Raw genomic sequence first — 17,421 nt, 5'->3', positions numbered from 1 at the left:
CACTTCCATATTAGTTAAACCCTATTGATTCGGCGTTCCCGAACCTGTTCCTTCACCGTCTCCTGGTGGATCCGTTGCCCCGTCACCTGAGCCTCCAGGCTCCGTTGGATCTTCTCCTTCAGGAGGTGGTGTCTGAGACTCCCCTTGATCATTACCTGTTCCGGTTCCTGGTGAATCAGGCTTGTCTTTGTCGTTGTTTTTGTCAGTCTGTTTGTCCGGGTCCGTGATGGTCGGTGTTGATTTATCTTTCAGTTCAACCTTGACCATAATCCGCTCGCGATCTACGCGGTTAATGAAATTGGGCAGCGTAATTTGCAGTGGGATTTCATGTATGCCTGCCTTAAGACCAGCCGCACTAGCTTCTACTCCAATATCTGCTGGATCAAGGCTGTTCAGCAGATCCGGAGCTCCTGTAAGCGTAAGCGCTATGGATTGCTCCTTCGGATCGGTGATTGTACCTTCCAAGCCAGCGGGCACTCCGTTCAGCGTTATCGGTATTCCACTAACAACTCGTTCACCATGCGAAACGGCGGTAACTTCAATGCTTACCGAACTAGGCTCGATTTTCTCAAAACCTTCGGGCGGCGTCAAGTCGGTCGTTAGCACTGTTGTTCCCGAGCTCCCAACCTCTGCCAAATTAAACTCAGCTTCCATATAGGTCTCTGCTCCTGCCAGCGCTTCTGGGCTGCCAAATAGCTTTACCTCTTTAACTTTCTGGTCCACCTTGGATAACACAAGCCCTTCAGGCAGGCGACCGGAGTAACGAATCTCTAAGGGGAGCGTTACGAAAGCAGGCTCTATCGGTACTTCAACGGCTACAGCCGCGGGCTCGATCACCGCATCTTCCATCACTACACCTTCTTTATCATATGCGACAAGCTTGACTCGTTTCTCCGTTATATTCTCTTTTGCTCCGTTTAATTCGACATTCCCTTTGACCTGTCCTAATCTTTCCATCGAGGATTCCGGCAGTGTGACTGTCACTTGCCTTGGGTCGATCAGCACGGGTGTTCCAGCCCGATAATTCTCGGCAGGCTCGCCTTTCGTACCAATACTTACCGTCACGGATTCGGAGACTCGTTCTTCAACGGTTACGGTAACCGTCGAAGGTTCCATCGAGATGAGTTCAACCCCATTAGGTACGGAAGCCGCAAGCGGAAGTGTATGTGTCCCTGGTCCTTTGACACTACTGAGGTCTAGCCTGACTTTATATTCGTTTGTCAAAAACATAATATTTGATTTTTTTCCGCGAACCTCAATATTGGCACGATCATTATCAATACCAGTCAACGCATATTCGCTATCGTCAAATCCTTGTGGCTGTATCATAATCCCTTCAATGATCCTCGTATCATACACCGTCGTTGGCGGTGTCGGCACCCCGCTGTCCATATGGACAATGGCCCATAATAGAATACTGACAGCCAAGGCAATCAATTTACTCGCCGTGTTGTTCTTAATCCACTTATCCATTGTCTTTCCCCTTCCGTTTCCAGAAAAACGCGCGTTTTTCCTTGATGGATGCGGCAGGACGTAGCTCCTCATATAACTTGGAAATCAATGACTCCTCTTTAATATCACGGACGACTTGTCCATTAAGAGCCAGCGATACTTGTCCGGTCTCCTCGGATACAACGACAGATATGGCGTCTCCCACTTCACTGATCCCGATTGCAGCACGGTGTCTCGTTCCGAGCTCTTTGCTAATAAAAGGATTCTCCGATAGCGGCAAATAACATCCTGCAGCAGCAATCTGACCGTTCTGAATGATAACCGCTCCGTCATGGAGAGGCGTGTTGGGAATAAAAATATTGATCAACAGTTCCGAACTGATCATCGATCGCATTTGAATTCCGGATTCCACATATTCATTCAGTCCCGTAGTTCGCTCGAACACGATGAGCGCACCAATTTTGCGTTTTGATAAATAATTAACCGTTTTAATGGTTTCGCTAATTAATTTATTGGTTTCCTCGTCAATGTCTGAGAGGCGTCCAAATAATTTCCCACGACCGAGCTGTTCGAGCCCACGTCTTAGTTCAGGCTGGAATATAATGAATATCGCAAATACGCCGTACGTGAATATCTGATTCATCAGCCACTTAAGCGTATATAAGTCAAACCAGGTACTGAGCGCCCAGATCACGACGAGAACCAAGATACCTTTGAGTAATTGTACCGCTCGCGTTCCGCGAACGAGCAGAATCATTAGATATATAATATAGGAAACGATAAGGATATCGATGATATCTTTAATGGTTTCACCCCAGGTCATATTCGTGAAATACTCCATAAAGCAACCCCCGTCAATTCCTGTAATGAGAACTGTCCATATATATAGTATGTACTCTATACTATCTAGGTTATAACGTTAATCTTTCCGATGCAAGCGAGCGCCCTTGAAATAAGCAGCAAATCACTGCAGAATGAACAAAAGAAGCGCCGTCTTTTCACTGAAAAGAGGCGCTTTAGTTCAGTAAGGTGTGGATACACCTAGCGATAAGCGACATCCGATAATAAATTGGAAATCTTGTACCATATCCAATCCATGGCCTTATCGATATCTTTAACTTGACCGGCAATATGTGCTGTGGAAGCCTGGAACAGCTCTCCATCAATGACCGTTAAATTTCCGTTCACTTGGCCATATACTTTAGCTTTACCATTCTCGATGGTAATATCACCTGTGATAACTTGATCCGGAGGAATAATAACCGTATCTCCCTCAATCACCAGCTTCTCAAATTCATCGCTTTTAACAACCAGTTGATTCCCCTGGCTCCAGAAGCTTAGGGTGCTGAACAGCATAACCACCATGAACACAGCGGCAGCCGTAAGCGCAGGATGTTTCTTGATCCAGGTCACCCACACCTGTTGTTTCTTGGGCTGCGGAAGCAGGCCCATTATACGATCCGTTAAATCATCGGAGGGCTTGGTTGCATGATGAGTTAAGGAGAAAAGAAGCATATCGGTATGCTCCAGCTTTTCAAAATTATTCCGACAGTCAGCGCAATTCCGTAGATGCTCCTGTAATTCCAACTGCTGTGGTTCGGACAAGTCATTATCCAGATAATCATGCATCAAAGAGACGGCTAATTTGCATTCCATTTGTGAGCCAATCCTTTCATTAAATCTCTTTGCTGGGTCTATCCCCCGAAGGGGCATAAGACTTGCTTCTTCTTCATACGTCCCGGAATCAGGGATGTTTCATTTTTTTCGATAAATAAAAAAATAAAGTTTACAGCTTATATTCCAATTTCTTGCGCAAAAATTCACGCCCTCGGTGAACCCTTGTTTTAATGGTCGTGACAGGCAAGTCCATTATTTCACTAATTTCCTGAAGTGATAGGTCCTGAATATATCTTAGAATCATAATGGTTTTATACTTGGCAGGGAGTCCGTCAATGGCTTGATGAATAATACGTTGTGTTTCAGAGAGGAGCATTTCACTCTCCGGTGTGCGGTTGTCCCCAGGAATCAATGAATAGCCGTCCAATCCGTCGCTGTCATGAAGTTCTGCGTCCAGCGAGAAAGAAGGCTTGCGTTTACGCAGCCGATCAATGCTAAGATTGGTACCGATCCGATATATCCAAGTCGAGAATTTCTGATTCTCGTCATATCGATCAAGATTCTTATATACTCGCAAAAAAGTCTCTTGTACGACATCCTCGGCTTCATGGCGGTTATTCAGCATCCGGTAAGCCAGATGAAAAATCTTATCTTTATACAGTTCTACGATTTCGGCAAAAGCTCTTTGGTCCCCTCTTCGGGCCAGCTTCGCCAATCTTACATCCAAATTGTCCACCATAATTCCCCCAGAATGGTCTGATGGGTAACGTCAAAAATAAGCATCATTAAAATGTTAATTCAACTGTTTCTAAAAATCAACAATTATTACGTACAAACATCCCTTATAAGAACAAAAAGAGACTCCGCCCAGGGAGTCTCTTCATTTAATCCCTTTTGATACAATTACGGTGTTTGAGCCGGATATCAGCCTGTATTCCTCAGGCCTGCCGCAATGCCGTTGATCGTCAACAATACTTCTCGGAGCAGTTCCGGATTATCCTGCTCTTCGTCTCTTATCTCGCGAAGTTCAATCAACAATTGAACTTGGAGATAACTCAGCGGATCAACATATGGATTCCGCAGACGAATCGATTCTTGTAGAACCGGTTGGTTGTCAAGAATCTCCTGTTGGCCAGTGATTTTGAGAACCAATTCCTTGGTTAGATTAAACTCATTCTCGATTAATCCAAAGATTCGCTCCCGAACCGTTTCATCCTTCGTCATCAAGGAATACTCCTTGGCAATGATCAGATCCGCCTTCGCCAATGCCATCTGAAGCGTGTCAATCAGCGAAGTGAAGAATGGATAGCTCGTGTACATCTTCTGCAGAACCTTCAGATTCTCCTCATTGCCTTGGTAGAAGCTCTGTAAGCCCGTACCAGACGCATACCAAGCTGGCAGCAGATAACGGCTCTGAGTCCATGCAAACACCCACGGGATAGCTCTGAGATCCTCAAAACGATCACTATTCTTCCGTTTGGAAGGACGTGAACCGATATTTAGCTCTCCGACCTCCGGAAGAGGGGTTGATTCTTTGAAGAAGCTTAGGAAGTCCGGATCACGGAAGATAAGATCCTGATACTTCTTCTGTGACTCTGCCGAGATGTTAGAGGCGATATCCTCCCACTCCTTCCCGATGGACTCTTCTACGGGATAGCGAGCATTAATCTGAGCCGTAATGAGAGCGGATGTCGCTTGCTCCAAGCTGCGATAAGCGATTCCTTTTAACGAATAACGAGAGGAAATGACTTCGCCTTGTTCCGTTATTTTGATACCACCAGCAATAGTGGAGGCAGGTTGAGCCAGAATGCTGCGGTTGAGAGGCATTCCGCCTCGACCGAGCGAACCGCCTCGACCGTGGAAATATTTCAGTTTGATTTGATGTTCATTACCTGCTTCGGTAATATTCTTGAGTGCCACCTGAAGCTCCCAGTTAGCTGTAATCGCTCCGCCGTCCTTGTTGCTGTCCGAGTAACCAAGCATAATCTCTTGCAGATCATTCATCGCACTCACAGCCTCGCGATAGATCGGAAGACTGAATAGCTTGCGCATAATGTCCGGCGCGGCATGCAGATCCTCAATCGTCTCAAACAAAGGCGCTGCTTGAAGTGTAGAGATGACCGTACCGTCATTATCCTTGCGGAACAAGCCTGCTTCTTTGGCAAATACCATCACCTCAAGAATATCACTGGCACCTTCTGACATACTGATTAGATAGCTAGAGATACACTTTGCACCGAATTCCTGTTGTGCTCGGTATACCGTTCTGTATACATCCAGACATTCCTGCGTACTATCACTATACTCTTGATATGGTGTAGTCAAGGGACGTGGATCATTCAACAACCCGTGAAGCAGATCAATCTTCTCGTCCTCGCTTAAGCCTGCGTAGTCTTGAGTTACATTCATCTTGCTCAAGACCTCACTCATAGCGTTCTCATGTTCTTGGCTATGTTGTCTGATATCCAGTGTCGCTGTATGGAAGCCGAATAATTCTGCCTGACGAATAAGCTTCTGCACATATGTGTCAGCTACGTAGTCAGCATAGTGAAAACGCAGACTGCGATCGATGATGTTCAGATCCTCAATGAATTCATCCGGCGAAGCGTAACGCTCTCCACCTGTCATGTTCTCGTTAAGTATATGGCTCATTTTCGCCAGCATATAGACTAGCTTTATCCGGTAAGGTTCCTTCTCATTATGCCAAATGTCTGTCTTCTTCAACGTAACCTGACTGCGATCCGCCTCAATGGATTGAATCAATTCATCGGATACATTCACAATCGAAGAGCTGAAGCTCAGATACTTCATGAACTCTCTCAGAATCCGTTGATATTCGCGAATAGCCAACTTGCGCTGCATTTCTAACGTTCTCCATGTTACGTCCGCTGTTACCGATGGATTCCCGTCGCGGTCTCCACCAATCCATGATCCAAACCGTAGATAAGTAGGAACATGCCAATGGTGATCCGGATAATACTTACCCAAGCACCGCTCCAGTTCCTGATAAACCTCAGGCAGGATGTGAAAGAGTGTCTCATGGAAGTAATACATGCCATTTCTGACTTCATCGAGTACAGTTGGCTTGCGATCACGCAGCTCGTCCGTTTGCCACAATGTAATGACTTCATTTAGCAGCTTCTCTCGCAGCTGTTCTCGCTCACGGAACGTTAATGTGGGGTTGTCTAGCTGCATTACATCGTCTGCGATCCGTTTATGAATATCCAGTATCGCTCGACGCATAGCCTCTGTTGGGTGAGCTGTCATGACAAGCTCCAGAGACATACTCTCGAGAATATCTTGAACTTCTTCAAGCGGAATATTACGCTCTTTCAAATCCTGGATCGCGCTTTCAATGGAGCCGGGTTGAACACCGTCACCCGCGGAACGTTCATAATCACGTTTACGGCGAATTCGATGATTCTGTTCAGCGATATTAACCAATTGAAAGTAAATGGCAAATGCGCGAATCACCTGATGTCGAATGTCAGGATCCAAGGTGCTGATGATCCTCTTGAAATCTGCATATAACTCTGGCAAAAATACGGATCGTAACGACTTACTTGTCTCACGAATTTTCTCAACTATATCTAATAGCTCGTTGCCACTTTGATGGACAAGAACTTCTCCTAGAATATTGCCAAGGAACCGTACATCTCGCCGCAGCAGATTGTTAGAATTGCTCTTTGCGGTTGCTGTAAGTTCAGTCAATGCCTACTCCTCCCATCTCAAACCATTTCAACAGTTTATCTTTAGGACGTAACGCCTTCCTAACATCATACAATAAAAGCGGGCGGAATTGTGTAATTTCCCGATGAAAAAAATTAACCAGATGATTCATCCGTTTAATTACACAAACACCTCATAAAGACCAATACTTGCCCGGGATCGTTGCGCAAGCCGCCGATATAGACGATGCCGAGACCTAGCGATTCGGCGGCAACGGCAGCATTTTGCGCGGCCAGTGCGGTGTCGACCGTCGCGACGATGAAGTTTTCCGTCGTGCTGCGGTGCTCCTCGCCTTCCGAAAAGCGCCCTCGCCGCCGCCCGTTCATACCGGTGCAAATCAGCGCACCATACCAAAAACTCCGGGCATGGCGACACATACGCCTGATTGCCCGCCAGCGCAGCAAGCTGTTCCCTCAGCCCGGCATCGGTAATGCGAATAACGGTATAAGCCTGCATATTTCTGGACGTGGACGCATGCTGCGCCGCCTCTATGATGGCATCCAACTGCTCCCTAGAGACCGGTGACTACTTAAATTTACGGATGGAGCGATGCCCCAGCATCACTTGTTCGTTTCATTCACAGCTTGTCCCTCCTCTTCCTTACGTGTATTCCCATACTAGAATGTCTCGGGAAAAAGACTCCAGCCCCTGTGTCAAAACGCTGCTTCCATGTAAAATGAAGCGGTACGCCTTGCTTTGCGGCTAGCAGCTAAAAAAGTGCAACGATTCATGCGAAAAATATCCAATGCGATAAACGCGTCACTATAAAAATGTCCAATTGTCTGCAAGGATACGCCCTCCTATAGTGAGGGTATGCAGACGGAGAAAGGGATTCGATCGAATGAAAAATGGCAGGCCCCGAAACAACGTCAGCTTCTTCCACAAAAGCTTAATCATTACGCTGCTCATCTCAAGCATCCCATTAATTTCGCTCGCTATCCTAACCTATTACACGGGGATTCGCGAAATTGAACGGGAGGTCGGCCGCACCCAGGAGCTTCAGTATGCGCAAGTATCAGAGAGGATGGATGCTCAGCTCACTCAATTGAAAATGACGGTCAATCAATGGGCATACAATCCGCTCATTATGGAGCTTCCGGGCCACTCCATCGGGCAAGATGTGCGCTATACGCTTGATTTATTTAATCAGTTGGTCGTCATGAAGCAATCCGACCCGCTCATTAGCCAAGTCTCCTTGCTACTTGGAGGCGACAAGCCGCTTCTTATCGATGGAGAGGATGGGAGCCGCCCGCTTCCGCAAGAGCTGTTCGAAGCTCGCTTTCTTCCGCTGCTGGAACAGCAGCAGATGATTTTTTGGACAGACCGGCTGGATAATACAGAAAACCGCACCGATGACACGCTAAGCTTATCGCTGGTACAAAAAGTTACTGTATTAAGCGACCCCGCCTACGGTGCGATTATTGTCGGCCTTAACAAGGGGGAGCTTGCCTCCTTAGTGGAGCAGCTTAGTCCACCGGAAAAAGGAAGCGCATTCATTTTTAACCCGGATCAAGATTATCTGGTTACTAGCGCAGCGTACCCGGCTGGAGCCGATGATGAAAAGTCCAAGCTGAATGATGCCATTCTCGCTGCCGTACAGAACAGCGGGAAGAGCTCTGGTTCCTTCTCCTACTCTTCGGACCGGGAAGTGTACGTCGTAACCTATGGTCATCTGAAAAGCACAGGCTGGCTCTACGTATGCGCAACGCCGCTATCTCATCTGATCAAGCCGGTAGAGCGGATATTCAAGCTGCCTTTATTCGCCGGAATACTGGGACTGGTCATTGCCTTTATTTTGTCATGGCTTGCATCGAAGCAGCTTTACCGGCCTTTGCTCCATTTGACCAGAGTATTTGGACATGATCAGCCCGCATCCGCCGCCGATGCACCAAGAAGAAATGAGGTGCAGTTTATCGAGTCTAGATGGAACTATCTGCTCCGGGAAAGGACGGATATGAAATTCAAGCTGGAGAAGGCAATGCCCGCCCTGCGGGACGGATTCGTAATGCAACTCGTGCAGGGGCATCTGAATACTTTGCCCGACTACCGGATCCGCGAGCAATTCGAACAATATGAGCTGCCGACGGACAACGTCTGCTATTCCATGCTGCTGGTGGAGCTCAGCGGCTTTGCCAATCAATATGGCAATTTGATGAGCGGTGACGACCGGCTCCTTACGTTCGCGGCAGCCAACATTATGGAGGAGATGCTTCAGAAGCAGCAGCGCTCCGGACACTCTTCGCTGCCCCTGCATGCACATGTCATTAATTTTCAAGACCTGACGATCGGGGCGCTGTTCACCCATTCTGCCGAGCTGTCCAAGGAGCAGATCAAAGCATCCGTCTCGGCATTCGGCGGGACGCTGATCGCGCCTTTGCAGACATATCTGAAGCTCCAAACAACCGTTGGCGTCAGCCGGGTGACGAACTCCGTGAAGCTGTTATCCATTATGCTGGAGGATACCCGCCAAGCGATACGCCACCGGGGAAGCGAAGCCGGCAATTCGGTAATCGATACAGAGGCAGCAGCGCCGGCAGGCGAGCCCGCTTCAACCTATCCTTTCCTTCAAGGAAACATGCTTCTCCAGGCGCTCCAATCAGGTATGGAGGAGCAAGCCGCCCAGCATGCCGAGGCTTTCATGGACGCTTTGCGCGCCAAATCGTCCAATGCTTACGCCATTCAGCAGGGGATGCTGCAATTGCTGGGCAACGTTCTTTTTACGATAATTCAGATGGGCAGTAATCCTCAGCGCTTATACAAAGGGATTAATCTGTACGAGCAGTTGCTGCAGCTCCGCGAGCCCTCTGCCATGCTGAACTGGTTCAACGCCTCCGTATTGGCGCCATTTATGGAGGAAATGCAGTCGCATAAGGATATGGAGATCAAACGGACGGTTGAGAAAGTGATCGCTCTCATGCAGGAGCATTACATGCAGGATCTGTCGCTGGAGGACTGCGCCGAACGGTTCGGCACTTACCCGCAGAAGCTTAGCGTCAGCTTCAGGCAGTTTGCCGGCGTTAACTTCATTGATTATTTAACCCGTTTACGATTAAACAGGTCAAAGGAATTGCTTGTCGGCACGCATTTGAAAATTAGCGAAATCGCCGCACAGGTCGGCTATCAGCCCGCTTATTACAACCGCACGTTCAAAAAACACGAAGGCCTCACGCCTGGACAATACCGTGAGAAGCATACACATGAGTAACGGCTTTAGGAGGAACGAGGTTATGAAGGTTCTAACCGGCATACGGAAAGATCTGTTTTTATATTTGCTTATTTTACCGGGCGTCATCTATTTCCTGCTGTTCAAATATGTGCCGATGTGGGGTATCATCATTTCATTTCAAGATTACTCGCCTTATATGGGCATGTGGAAAAGTCCCTGGGTCGGGTTCGAGCATTTTGTCACCTTGTTCAAAAATCCCGATTTCTTTCTGATTTTCCGCAACACGATGGTGATCAGCCTGATGAACATCCTGTTCTATTTTCCAATGCCGATCATCATTGCCCTTATGCTGAACGAACTTCGATTGAAACGGTACAAACGCGTCATCCAGTCCGTCATTTATTTACCCCATTTCCTGTCCTGGGTCATTATTTCGGGCATTACGTTTCTGCTGCTGTCCGAAAGCGGAGGCATCATTAACAAGCTGCTCGTGAACTTCGGCTTCGAGCCTTACAATTTCCTGACAAATCCGTCCATATTCTGGCAGTTGCTCACTGTGCAGAGCATATGGAAGGAGACCGGCTGGGGAACGATCATCTTCCTTGCGGCAATGGCCGGCATCGATCCGCAGCTTCATGAAGCGGCCAAAATCGACGGCGCCAGCCGGCTCCGGCAAATCTGGCATGTCACGCTTCCCGGCATTCGCCATGTCGTCATTACGCTCTTGATCCTGCGTCTCGGCAGCATTATGGACGTCGGATTCGAGCAGGTATTCCTCATGATGAACAGCGCGGTTACCGATGTGGCGGACGTATTCGAAACCTATGTCTTCCGCAACGGCATTCAGCAAGGCCAATTCAGCTACAGCACCGCCGTCGGTTTGTTCAAGTCGGTCATCGGCCTGTTCATGGTCATTGGCGCCAATAAGCTGGCCAAACGATTCGGCGAGGAGGGATTGTACTAATGAAAGAAGGCAAGCTGTTCGATATGATCAATATTTTCATTCTGACGGTGGTCGGACTGGTAACGCTCTTCCCGTTCTACTATGTATTTGTCGTCTCGTTCACCGATCCCGCCGAATATATCGCCAAGCAAGGCTTTGTGCTGTTTCCGGAAAAATGGTCACTGCTGTCGTACAAATACATCCTGTCCACCGCTTCATACATTCGCGCAACGGGCGTCAGCACCTTTCTAGCAACGGTAGGCACGGTACTTAGTCTCATGGTTACCGCTACGCTTGCCTACGGGCTTTCCCGAAAGCGCTTAAAAATCCGTAAACCGCTCATGATGATGGTGCTCTTCACGATGCTGTTCAGCCCTGGCATCATTCCGCATTACATTCTCGTGCGCGATCTTCATCTGATCAATAACATCTGGTCGTTGATTCTGCCTGTGTTGAGCAGCGGCTGGTACGTGTTTCTGATGAAAAGCTTCTTCGACAGCATTCCGCCTGCGCTAGAGGAAGCCGCTATGGTAGACGGCTACAATGACATCGGCATCTTTTTCCGCATCATTTTGCCGCTGTCGCTGCCGGCTATGGCCGCATTTGGCCTCTTCTACGCCGTTGGCTACTGGAACACCTATTTCAATGCGGTCCTCTATATTAATGACTCTACGAAATGGCCGCTGCAAATTTTGCTGCAAAACATATTGATCGAATCTTCCACCTCATCACAAGGCTCAGGTGCCGCAGAGCTGATGAATGAACAGCAATTGCCCGCCCAAACGTTGAAAATGGCTGCCGTCGTCGTAGCGACAACGCCAATTCTCATGATCTACCCGCTGCTGCAAAAGCATTTTGCCAAAGGCGTTATGCTCGGCTCCATTAAAGAATAGCTGCTGCAGCCTATTCGGAAATCTCACGAAACGAAACAACTGAATCCACAAAAAAATAAAGGGAGGGTTTCTTACGATGAAAAAGCAAATCAATCACTGGGTAAAGCTGATGCTTACCGCCTGTCTCGCCGTTACACTGTTCTCGGCCTGCGCCTCCAATTCATCCAATCCGTCCGGCAAAGACGACAAGTCGTCCCCGGATACCTCCGGCGATAAGCCGGTATCGATCAGCATCATTACGGAATTCAATACGCCGGAGGCTCCTGGCCCCGACAATCCGGTGCTGAAGGAATTCGAGAAAAAGACGAACACGAAGCTCAACATCATGTGGACGTCTCCTAACAGCTACGGGGATAAAATCAACCTCATTCTGGCATCCGGTGAAATGCCTGATCTGGTCAAGGTGCTCGACTTCAACAATGCCCTCATGCGTCAAATGATTAAGCAAGGCGCATTCTGGGATTTGAGCCCGTACCTGAAAGACTATCCGCACCTGATGGAGTATCCGGAAGCAACATGGGAAAAGACGAAAATCGACGGCAAAAACTACGTCATTCCTTCCGTACGGCCTTCCCACGGCGGCCCATGGCTGCCGATCATCCGCCAAGATTGGCTGGAGAAGCTCAACCTCGAGATACCTCGCACGCTGGATGATTTGTTCAACGTCATGAAAGCCTTCGCCGAGCAGGATCCGGACGGCAACGGCGTTGCAGACACGATCCCGCTTCTCCCCCGCAACGATCTGGGCTGGGCAGAAGGCGTGCTCAATCATAGCAACGGCAAATGGAAAGAAACCGGCGGCAAGCTGATCGACACGACCTTCGAGCCCGGCACGCGTGAAGCGCTGGTCTGGCTGAACAAAGTATTCGCAGCCGGCTATATGCCAGCCGATTACGCCATTATGAAGGAAACGCAATCCGAAGATTTAGCCAAAGCGGGCAAAGTCGGCATTTACCCGAACACGATCGAAGCGATCTGGCGTGTCCAAGCGGAGCTGATTAAGACTGAGCCCCAAGCGAACTTCCTGCCGCTCAGCTATCTGGAATCGGACGCAGGCACGTATGCGCCATCCTCGCCGGGCTTCAGCGGCGTATTCCTCATCCCGAAATCGGTGCCGGAGGATAAAATGAAACGCATTCTGGCGCTGATGGATTACGGCGCTTCCGAGGAAGGCTTCACGCTCGCGTGCTTTGGTATCGAAGGCGTCCATTATACGGTAGGCGAAGATGGCTTCAAAACGGCCACTGAGCAAGCGTTCAAGGACAGCGTGTCCCAAAGCTCATTCGGCAAAGTGTTTGAACGGTCCGATCCTTACTTATGGGCTTACCGTACCGGCATGCCAAAAGAGCTGTTCGAGCGCAACAAGCAAATTGTAGACGAGCGGACTTCCCATTCCGTCGATGATCCAAGCGTTGGTCTGATATCCGATACCTGGCTCAAAATCGGTCCGGACTATACGAAAAAAATGAATGATCTCAAAACAAAGATCATTATGGGCCAAGAATCGATTGAAGCTTGGGACCGTTATATTGAAACATTGAAGGCAGATGCCAATTACATGAAGGTCATTGATGAAATGAACGCTGCTTACGCCGCAAGAAAAGGATAAGACAATGAAAGGCCCCTTGCTCGGGGCCTTTTATTTATTTCAAGAGAGGGCCAAAGTCGGCGATAAAAACGCGGCGACTGCCATCGACATAACCATTAAATACGACATGGCGCTGATCCGGTGCCCAAGCGGGATGTGGGTCGACCCGCAAAACCGGCGTGACGCTCGTTCCGGGGTTGCCGACCGGTATCCTGACCGCCAGCTGCTCTGTCCCGCTTTCCAGATCAATAAATCTTAACGGCACGGAACCATCATCGAGCGCGACTTTTTCTTGCTCGTACGCGTCGGTAAGCATATGCCTTCCGTTCGGATGCACAGTGGGATGACCGGAGCCGGGTACGGAATCCGTTATTTTGACAAGCTCCGTACCGTCCTCATTCACCTGAACTAAATACAACTGTTTATCTCCGTCCAGGCACAGATTCATAGATAGTCTGCGCCCGTCCGGGAACCAGTTGATATGATGGCCGCCCTTGTCCCATTGCTCCGGTCCGACAGCCACATGGATATCTCTTCCGTCCGGCTTCATCGTTAACACCCAGAACTTTAAAGCCTGCTTATGCAGCATATTCCATGGCTGCTCTTCATCTGACTTGAACCAGCGCATCGTAAAGATTAAGCGATCGCCCTGCGGATTGAATTTGCAATGGAAGCCATAGCATTCGCCATCAGCATAGCGCTCCCAATCAATAGCAGGCTTAGCCTCCCCCACGATTTGCCGCAACGACACGAGAAGCTTCCGCTTCCCCGTCTGCACATCAGTCGCGTAGAGGCCGTCATCATCGGGAAAACCGGTATTGCGAGGAACGAAGACATCCGGTACCATGACACCATAGCCGAATTGCGTCCGGCGCATCCGCTTCATACAAGCGGAGATGATCGTTCGGCCATCTGGCGATATTTTATAAATACCGCCTTCAAGGCGGCGCTGATGTTCCGTCAGCAAGTTAAGCTCGATACAGATCGGCTCCCATATCGCTGTATCAACGTCATTATAGTATAGTGTTTCATCGGTTGGGCCCCAGTTGATGTTCGCACCAAGCTGAGGCTCCCAGCCGCGAGTGTTCGCAGCGATCCGCTCTTCCCCGGTATGCAGATCGATGACGGCAATATTGGCCGTCTCGCCTGGCTCTGGCAGCCTGTCCTCCTGAGGCATTTGCAACACTGCAACATAGCGGCCGGACGGACTAACAGCCGAGGTATCGAAAAAACGGTGAAAGCTGCCTTTGCTGCCAGGCGTCAGGCACCATACGGGGACAAGCGGATTGAAGCTGGTATAACGCGGAAATTTCTCACTAATGATCAAGGGACATAACTCCTTTACACTGCAGAATGTGAAAATGGATGGTCCCCTTCATTGTAATACCGCCCGAGGAAGCGGGTTTATCCGGGATCGGCTTATTTTTGTCGCTAAGCGCGAATGAAATCAGGAGGCTGTTGGCATGAACCGTCATGGATTGCAAATTCAATGGGCCGCCCGTTATGAGTACAAGCGGGGCGACCGTCTGGAGCCCCATCAGCATCGTTTCTTCCAATTGATTTATTTCGTCGACGGGAGCGGCAGCTTTACGCTGGATCAACAATCCGTACCGGTCTCTCCCGGCGTATTCTTTCTTATTGCACCTGGTGTCACGCATGGCTTCGCCCCCCAAGGCAGCCGGGCCAGCCGAACGCTCGATCTGAAGTTCAATCTGTACGACGAGGAGCTGCTTGACGCGGCACTCGGTTGTGCCGGCTCCTTCACGGACGATGATGGACAAATAAAGCCGCTGCTGGAGAAGATCCGCAGCGAAGGCGACGGCAAGCAGCCCTATTATCAGGCCATATCTGCACTAATGCTGAGCCAGTTGATCTATCAGCTGGCAAGAAAACGGAGTTTGACTGAGCCGGAAGAAACGTCTGCGGCAGGACAAGACGCAGGGCTGACCTACGAGCCGCAAGAAGCGGCTCAAAGGCTGGCCGCCTATATCGAAGCTCATTTTGCCCAGGATATTTCCTTGATTGATGCAGCTTACGAGATCGGCTACAGCAACAGCTACTTAGGCCGTGTATTCCGTGCCAGCTACGGGATGACATTCTCGCAATATTTGCGCCAATTCCGAGTGGAGCAAGCGCAAAAGCTTATTCTCGGGACATCTGGTAGCTTGAAAACAATCGCCTGGCAGGTCGGATTCAAGACGATTTACCATTTTACCCGCGTGTTTAAAGAAGTGGAAGGCATGTCCCCAGGAGAGTGGCGCCAGCGGGAGCAGGCCAGTATCCGCAAAGATATCTATTTCGACTGAGAGCTGTGCTATGCTTAGAGAAAGATTGAGGCCCATGACGGAAAGTAAATTGCAGCCTTTTACAGAAAGAGTGCTTCGAATCATTAAGGAAATACCCGAAGGTTATGTAATGACGTACGGGCAAATTGCGGCTGCTGCCGGAAGTCCTATAGGAGCAAGACAGGGCGTGCGGATATTGCATTTGATGAGCAAAGCGCATAAACTGCCTTGACATCGGGTCGTTAACGCCAAAGGAGAGGTTGCAATGATGGACGATGAATCCGCTCGCTTCAAATGCTGTATCTTGAGGGCGAAGGAGTAGAGCTTTACTGAAACAGCCGTATCGATCTCGAGCAATACCGTTATGTACCTGAAGATCACGATCGCCTGTAAAATAAAAAAGGGAATCATATTCCCCTATTCTAGGGCAGATGACTCCTTACTGGTCTATGAAGAATATAAAGACAACAAAAAGCGGCCCGCACAGGTCACTTTTTACCGCTTCAGATATACCCGTCTAATCACTTGCAAATCTAGTAGACTTCATACAAGTTTCTTTATTACATTAACACTTTGCAGAACAGTCGTAAATGAATGCAAAAAAACATCACGCACGGTGATGTCTTGCTTAAGTATGGAGCGGGTGATGGGAATCGAACCCACGCTACCAGCTTGGAAGGCTGGAGTTCTACCATTGAACTACACCCGCAGATGTAACAATCGGGATGACACGATTTGAACATGCGACCCCCTGGTCCCAAACCAGGTGCTCTACCAAGCTGAGCTACATCCCGAAGTATGATCTTATAAAAAATGGCACGCCCTGAGAGATTCGAACTCCCGACCTTTTGATTCGTAGTCAAACGCTCTATCCAGCTGAGCTAAGGGCGCATAATGGAGCGGACGACGGGAATCGAACCCGCGACCCTCGCCTTGGCAAGGCGATGCTCTACCGCTGAGCCACGTCCGCAAAAACATGGTGCGCGTGGAGGGACTTGAACCCCCACGTCAAAGACGCTAGATCCTAAGTCTAGTGCGTCTGCCAATTCCGCCACACGCGCACAAGATGAAACAATGGTGAGCCATGAAGGACTCGAACCTTCGACACCCTGATTAAAAGTCAGGTGCTCTACCAACTGAGCTAATGGCTCTTAATAAAATGGCTGGGGATATAGGATTCGAACCTATGCATGACGGAGTCAAAGTCCGTTGCCTTACCGCTTGGCTAATCCCCAAAAGTGGTGGAGGCTGAGGGGTTCGAACCCCCGACCCTCTGCTTGTAAGGCAGATGCTCTCCCAGCTGAGCTAAGCCTCCGTATGTACCAGCCATAAGTGTTAATTTAGAAAAACAATTATAGATAATGGTGACCCGTAGGGGATACTCTCTCTTCGTTCGAGACTGCGTAGTCTAAGCTAACGATGATTATGCTCCGACGAACCGTGGTGGTTCTCATCCCCAGAAGCAATGAAATTAATGGTGACCCGTAGGGGATTCGAACCCCTGTTACCTCCGTGAAAGGGAGGTGTCTTAACCCCTTGACCAACGGGCCGTGCTAATCAACTTGTCCATACAAAGTAAATCTGGAGCTTCCAACCGGGATCGAACCGGTGACCTCATCCTTACCATGGATGCACTCTACCTACTGAGCTATGGAAGCAAAGTGGCTCCCCGAACAGGACTCGAACCTGTGACAACTCGATTAACAGTCGAGTGCTCTACCAACTGAGCTATCAGGGAATATGTATCC

Annotated in this window: 13 protein-coding genes, 11 tRNA genes and 2 pseudogenes; 6 read left to right on the top strand and 20 right to left on the bottom strand. The window is 49.1% G+C overall.

Translation table 11 applies throughout. The annotated features are described in order from the left end of the window. Positions 1-21: 21 nt before the first annotated feature. The 8 genes and pseudogenes from JCM10914_RS20970 to JCM10914_RS31490 all read right to left on the bottom strand — a co-directional run bounded on the left by JCM10914_RS20970 (position 22) and on the right by JCM10914_RS31490 (position 7,586). The gene (locus tag JCM10914_RS20970; protein ID WP_023964382.1) at positions 22-1,473 is read right to left on the bottom strand and encodes a YbbR-like domain-containing protein; all 1,452 of its coding nucleotides are present in this window, start codon (positions 1,471-1,473) and stop codon (positions 22-24) included. Beyond that, positions 1,466-2,293 carry a diadenylate cyclase CdaA gene (gene cdaA / locus JCM10914_RS20965; protein WP_023964381.1) on the bottom strand — a complete coding sequence of 276 codons (828 nt, stop codon included), beginning with the start codon at positions 2,291-2,293 and terminating at the stop codon, positions 1,466-1,468. Before cdaA ends, JCM10914_RS20970 begins: the two co-directional genes overlap by 8 nt. A 200-nt stretch (positions 2,294-2,493) precedes the next feature. Beyond that, a complete protein-coding gene (locus tag JCM10914_RS20960) occupies positions 2,494-3,108 on the bottom strand; it encodes a zf-HC2 domain-containing protein (protein WP_023964379.1) in 615 nt (204 codons plus the stop codon). A 130-nt stretch (positions 3,109-3,238) separates the two neighbouring features. Then, on the bottom strand, positions 3,239-3,808 hold the full coding sequence (sigW, locus tag JCM10914_RS20955) for an RNA polymerase sigma factor SigW (RefSeq protein ID WP_023964377.1): 570 nt from the start codon (positions 3,806-3,808) through the stop codon (positions 3,239-3,241). Between the two features lie 185 nt (positions 3,809-3,993). Further along, entirely contained in the window at positions 3,994-6,780 is a 2,787-nt protein-coding gene (gene ppc, locus JCM10914_RS20950; protein WP_023964375.1) for a phosphoenolpyruvate carboxylase, read from the bottom strand. Between the two features lie 134 nt (positions 6,781-6,914). Next, positions 6,915-7,202, bottom strand: a complete 288-nt coding sequence (locus JCM10914_RS31995; protein WP_370570271.1) for a hypothetical protein — start codon at positions 7,200-7,202, stop codon at positions 6,915-6,917. Positions 7,203-7,206: 4 nt separating this feature from the next. Next, positions 7,207-7,302 (bottom strand): annotated as a pseudogene (locus tag JCM10914_RS31990) (NADPH-dependent oxidoreductase); the annotation flags it as partial. A 149-nt stretch (positions 7,303-7,451) separates the two neighbouring features. Continuing rightward, positions 7,452-7,586, bottom strand: coding sequence for a hypothetical protein (locus JCM10914_RS31490; protein WP_269433913.1), 135 nt, complete (start codon positions 7,584-7,586; stop codon positions 7,452-7,454). A 53-nt stretch (positions 7,587-7,639) separates the two neighbouring features. Between JCM10914_RS31490 and JCM10914_RS20940 the strand changes: the two genes are divergently transcribed. From JCM10914_RS20940 to JCM10914_RS20925, 4 genes are all read left to right on the top strand, one after another. Continuing rightward, the gene (locus JCM10914_RS20940; protein WP_023964371.1) at positions 7,640-10,003 is read left to right on the top strand and encodes an AraC family transcriptional regulator; all 2,364 of its coding nucleotides are present in this window, start codon (positions 7,640-7,642) and stop codon (positions 10,001-10,003) included. 22 nt (positions 10,004-10,025) lie between these two features. Then, entirely contained in the window at positions 10,026-10,928 is a 903-nt protein-coding gene (locus tag JCM10914_RS20935; protein ID WP_023964369.1) for a sugar ABC transporter permease, read from the top strand. Continuing rightward, positions 10,928-11,800, top strand: coding sequence for a carbohydrate ABC transporter permease (locus tag JCM10914_RS20930; RefSeq protein ID WP_023964367.1), 873 nt, complete (start codon positions 10,928-10,930; stop codon positions 11,798-11,800). The genes JCM10914_RS20935 and JCM10914_RS20930 overlap by 1 nt, the downstream gene beginning before the upstream one ends. 76 nt (positions 11,801-11,876) lie before the next feature. After that, a complete protein-coding gene (locus tag JCM10914_RS20925) occupies positions 11,877-13,409 on the top strand; it encodes an extracellular solute-binding protein (protein WP_023964365.1) in 1,533 nt (510 codons plus the stop codon). Positions 13,410-13,443: 34 nt separating this feature from the next. On the opposite strand, the gene JCM10914_RS20920 is transcribed toward JCM10914_RS20925, so the two are convergent. Then, entirely contained in the window at positions 13,444-14,715 is a 1,272-nt protein-coding gene (locus JCM10914_RS20920) for a hypothetical protein (RefSeq protein ID WP_023964363.1), read from the bottom strand. Positions 14,716-14,851: 136 nt separating this feature from the next. Here JCM10914_RS20920 and JCM10914_RS20915 point away from each other — a divergent pair, with 136 nt between their 5' ends. Both JCM10914_RS20915 and JCM10914_RS20910 read left to right on the top strand, forming a co-directional pair. Further along, the gene (locus JCM10914_RS20915) at positions 14,852-15,694 is read left to right on the top strand and encodes an AraC family transcriptional regulator (RefSeq protein WP_023964361.1); all 843 of its coding nucleotides are present in this window, start codon (positions 14,852-14,854) and stop codon (positions 15,692-15,694) included. A gap of 49 nt (positions 15,695-15,743) precedes the next feature. After that, positions 15,744-16,006: pseudogene (locus JCM10914_RS20910) on the top strand (MGMT family protein). A gap of 302 nt (positions 16,007-16,308) precedes the next feature. Here the strand turns inward: JCM10914_RS20910 and JCM10914_RS20905 are convergent. The 11 genes from JCM10914_RS20905 to JCM10914_RS20855 all read right to left on the bottom strand — a co-directional run bounded on the left by JCM10914_RS20905 (position 16,309) and on the right by JCM10914_RS20855 (position 17,411). Beyond that, positions 16,309-16,382: transfer RNA gene (locus JCM10914_RS20905), tRNA-Gly, on the bottom strand. Positions 16,383-16,393: 11 nt separating this feature from the next. Then, positions 16,394-16,467 (bottom strand) — tRNA-Pro (locus tag JCM10914_RS20900). 20 nt (positions 16,468-16,487) lie between these two features. Beyond that, positions 16,488-16,564: transfer RNA gene (locus JCM10914_RS20895), tRNA-Arg, on the bottom strand. A gap of 4 nt (positions 16,565-16,568) precedes the next feature. After that, positions 16,569-16,643, bottom strand: a tRNA-Gly gene (locus tag JCM10914_RS20890). Positions 16,644-16,650: 7 nt separating this feature from the next. Beyond that, positions 16,651-16,734: transfer RNA gene (locus tag JCM10914_RS20885), tRNA-Leu, on the bottom strand. A 14-nt stretch (positions 16,735-16,748) separates the two neighbouring features. Continuing rightward, positions 16,749-16,824: transfer RNA gene (locus JCM10914_RS20880), tRNA-Lys, on the bottom strand. Positions 16,825-16,833: 9 nt separating this feature from the next. After that, a tRNA-Gln gene (locus JCM10914_RS20875) sits at positions 16,834-16,908 on the bottom strand. Positions 16,909-16,912: 4 nt separating this feature from the next. Further along, positions 16,913-16,988 (bottom strand) — tRNA-Val (locus JCM10914_RS20870). Between the two features lie 160 nt (positions 16,989-17,148). Then, a tRNA-Glu gene (locus JCM10914_RS20865) sits at positions 17,149-17,223 on the bottom strand. A 32-nt stretch (positions 17,224-17,255) separates the two neighbouring features. Further along, positions 17,256-17,331: transfer RNA gene (locus tag JCM10914_RS20860), tRNA-Thr, on the bottom strand. 4 nt (positions 17,332-17,335) lie between these two features. Continuing rightward, positions 17,336-17,411, bottom strand: a tRNA-Asn gene (locus JCM10914_RS20855). Between the last annotated feature and the right edge of the window lie 10 nt (positions 17,412-17,421).

It is taken from the genome of Paenibacillus sp. JCM 10914, assembly GCF_001315105.1.
Taxonomy (GTDB): domain Bacteria; phylum Bacillota; class Bacilli; order Paenibacillales; family Paenibacillaceae; genus Paenibacillus_AQ.
Note: the sequence above shows the minus strand (reverse complement) of the source record. Positions and strands in the feature narration are given on the sequence as shown.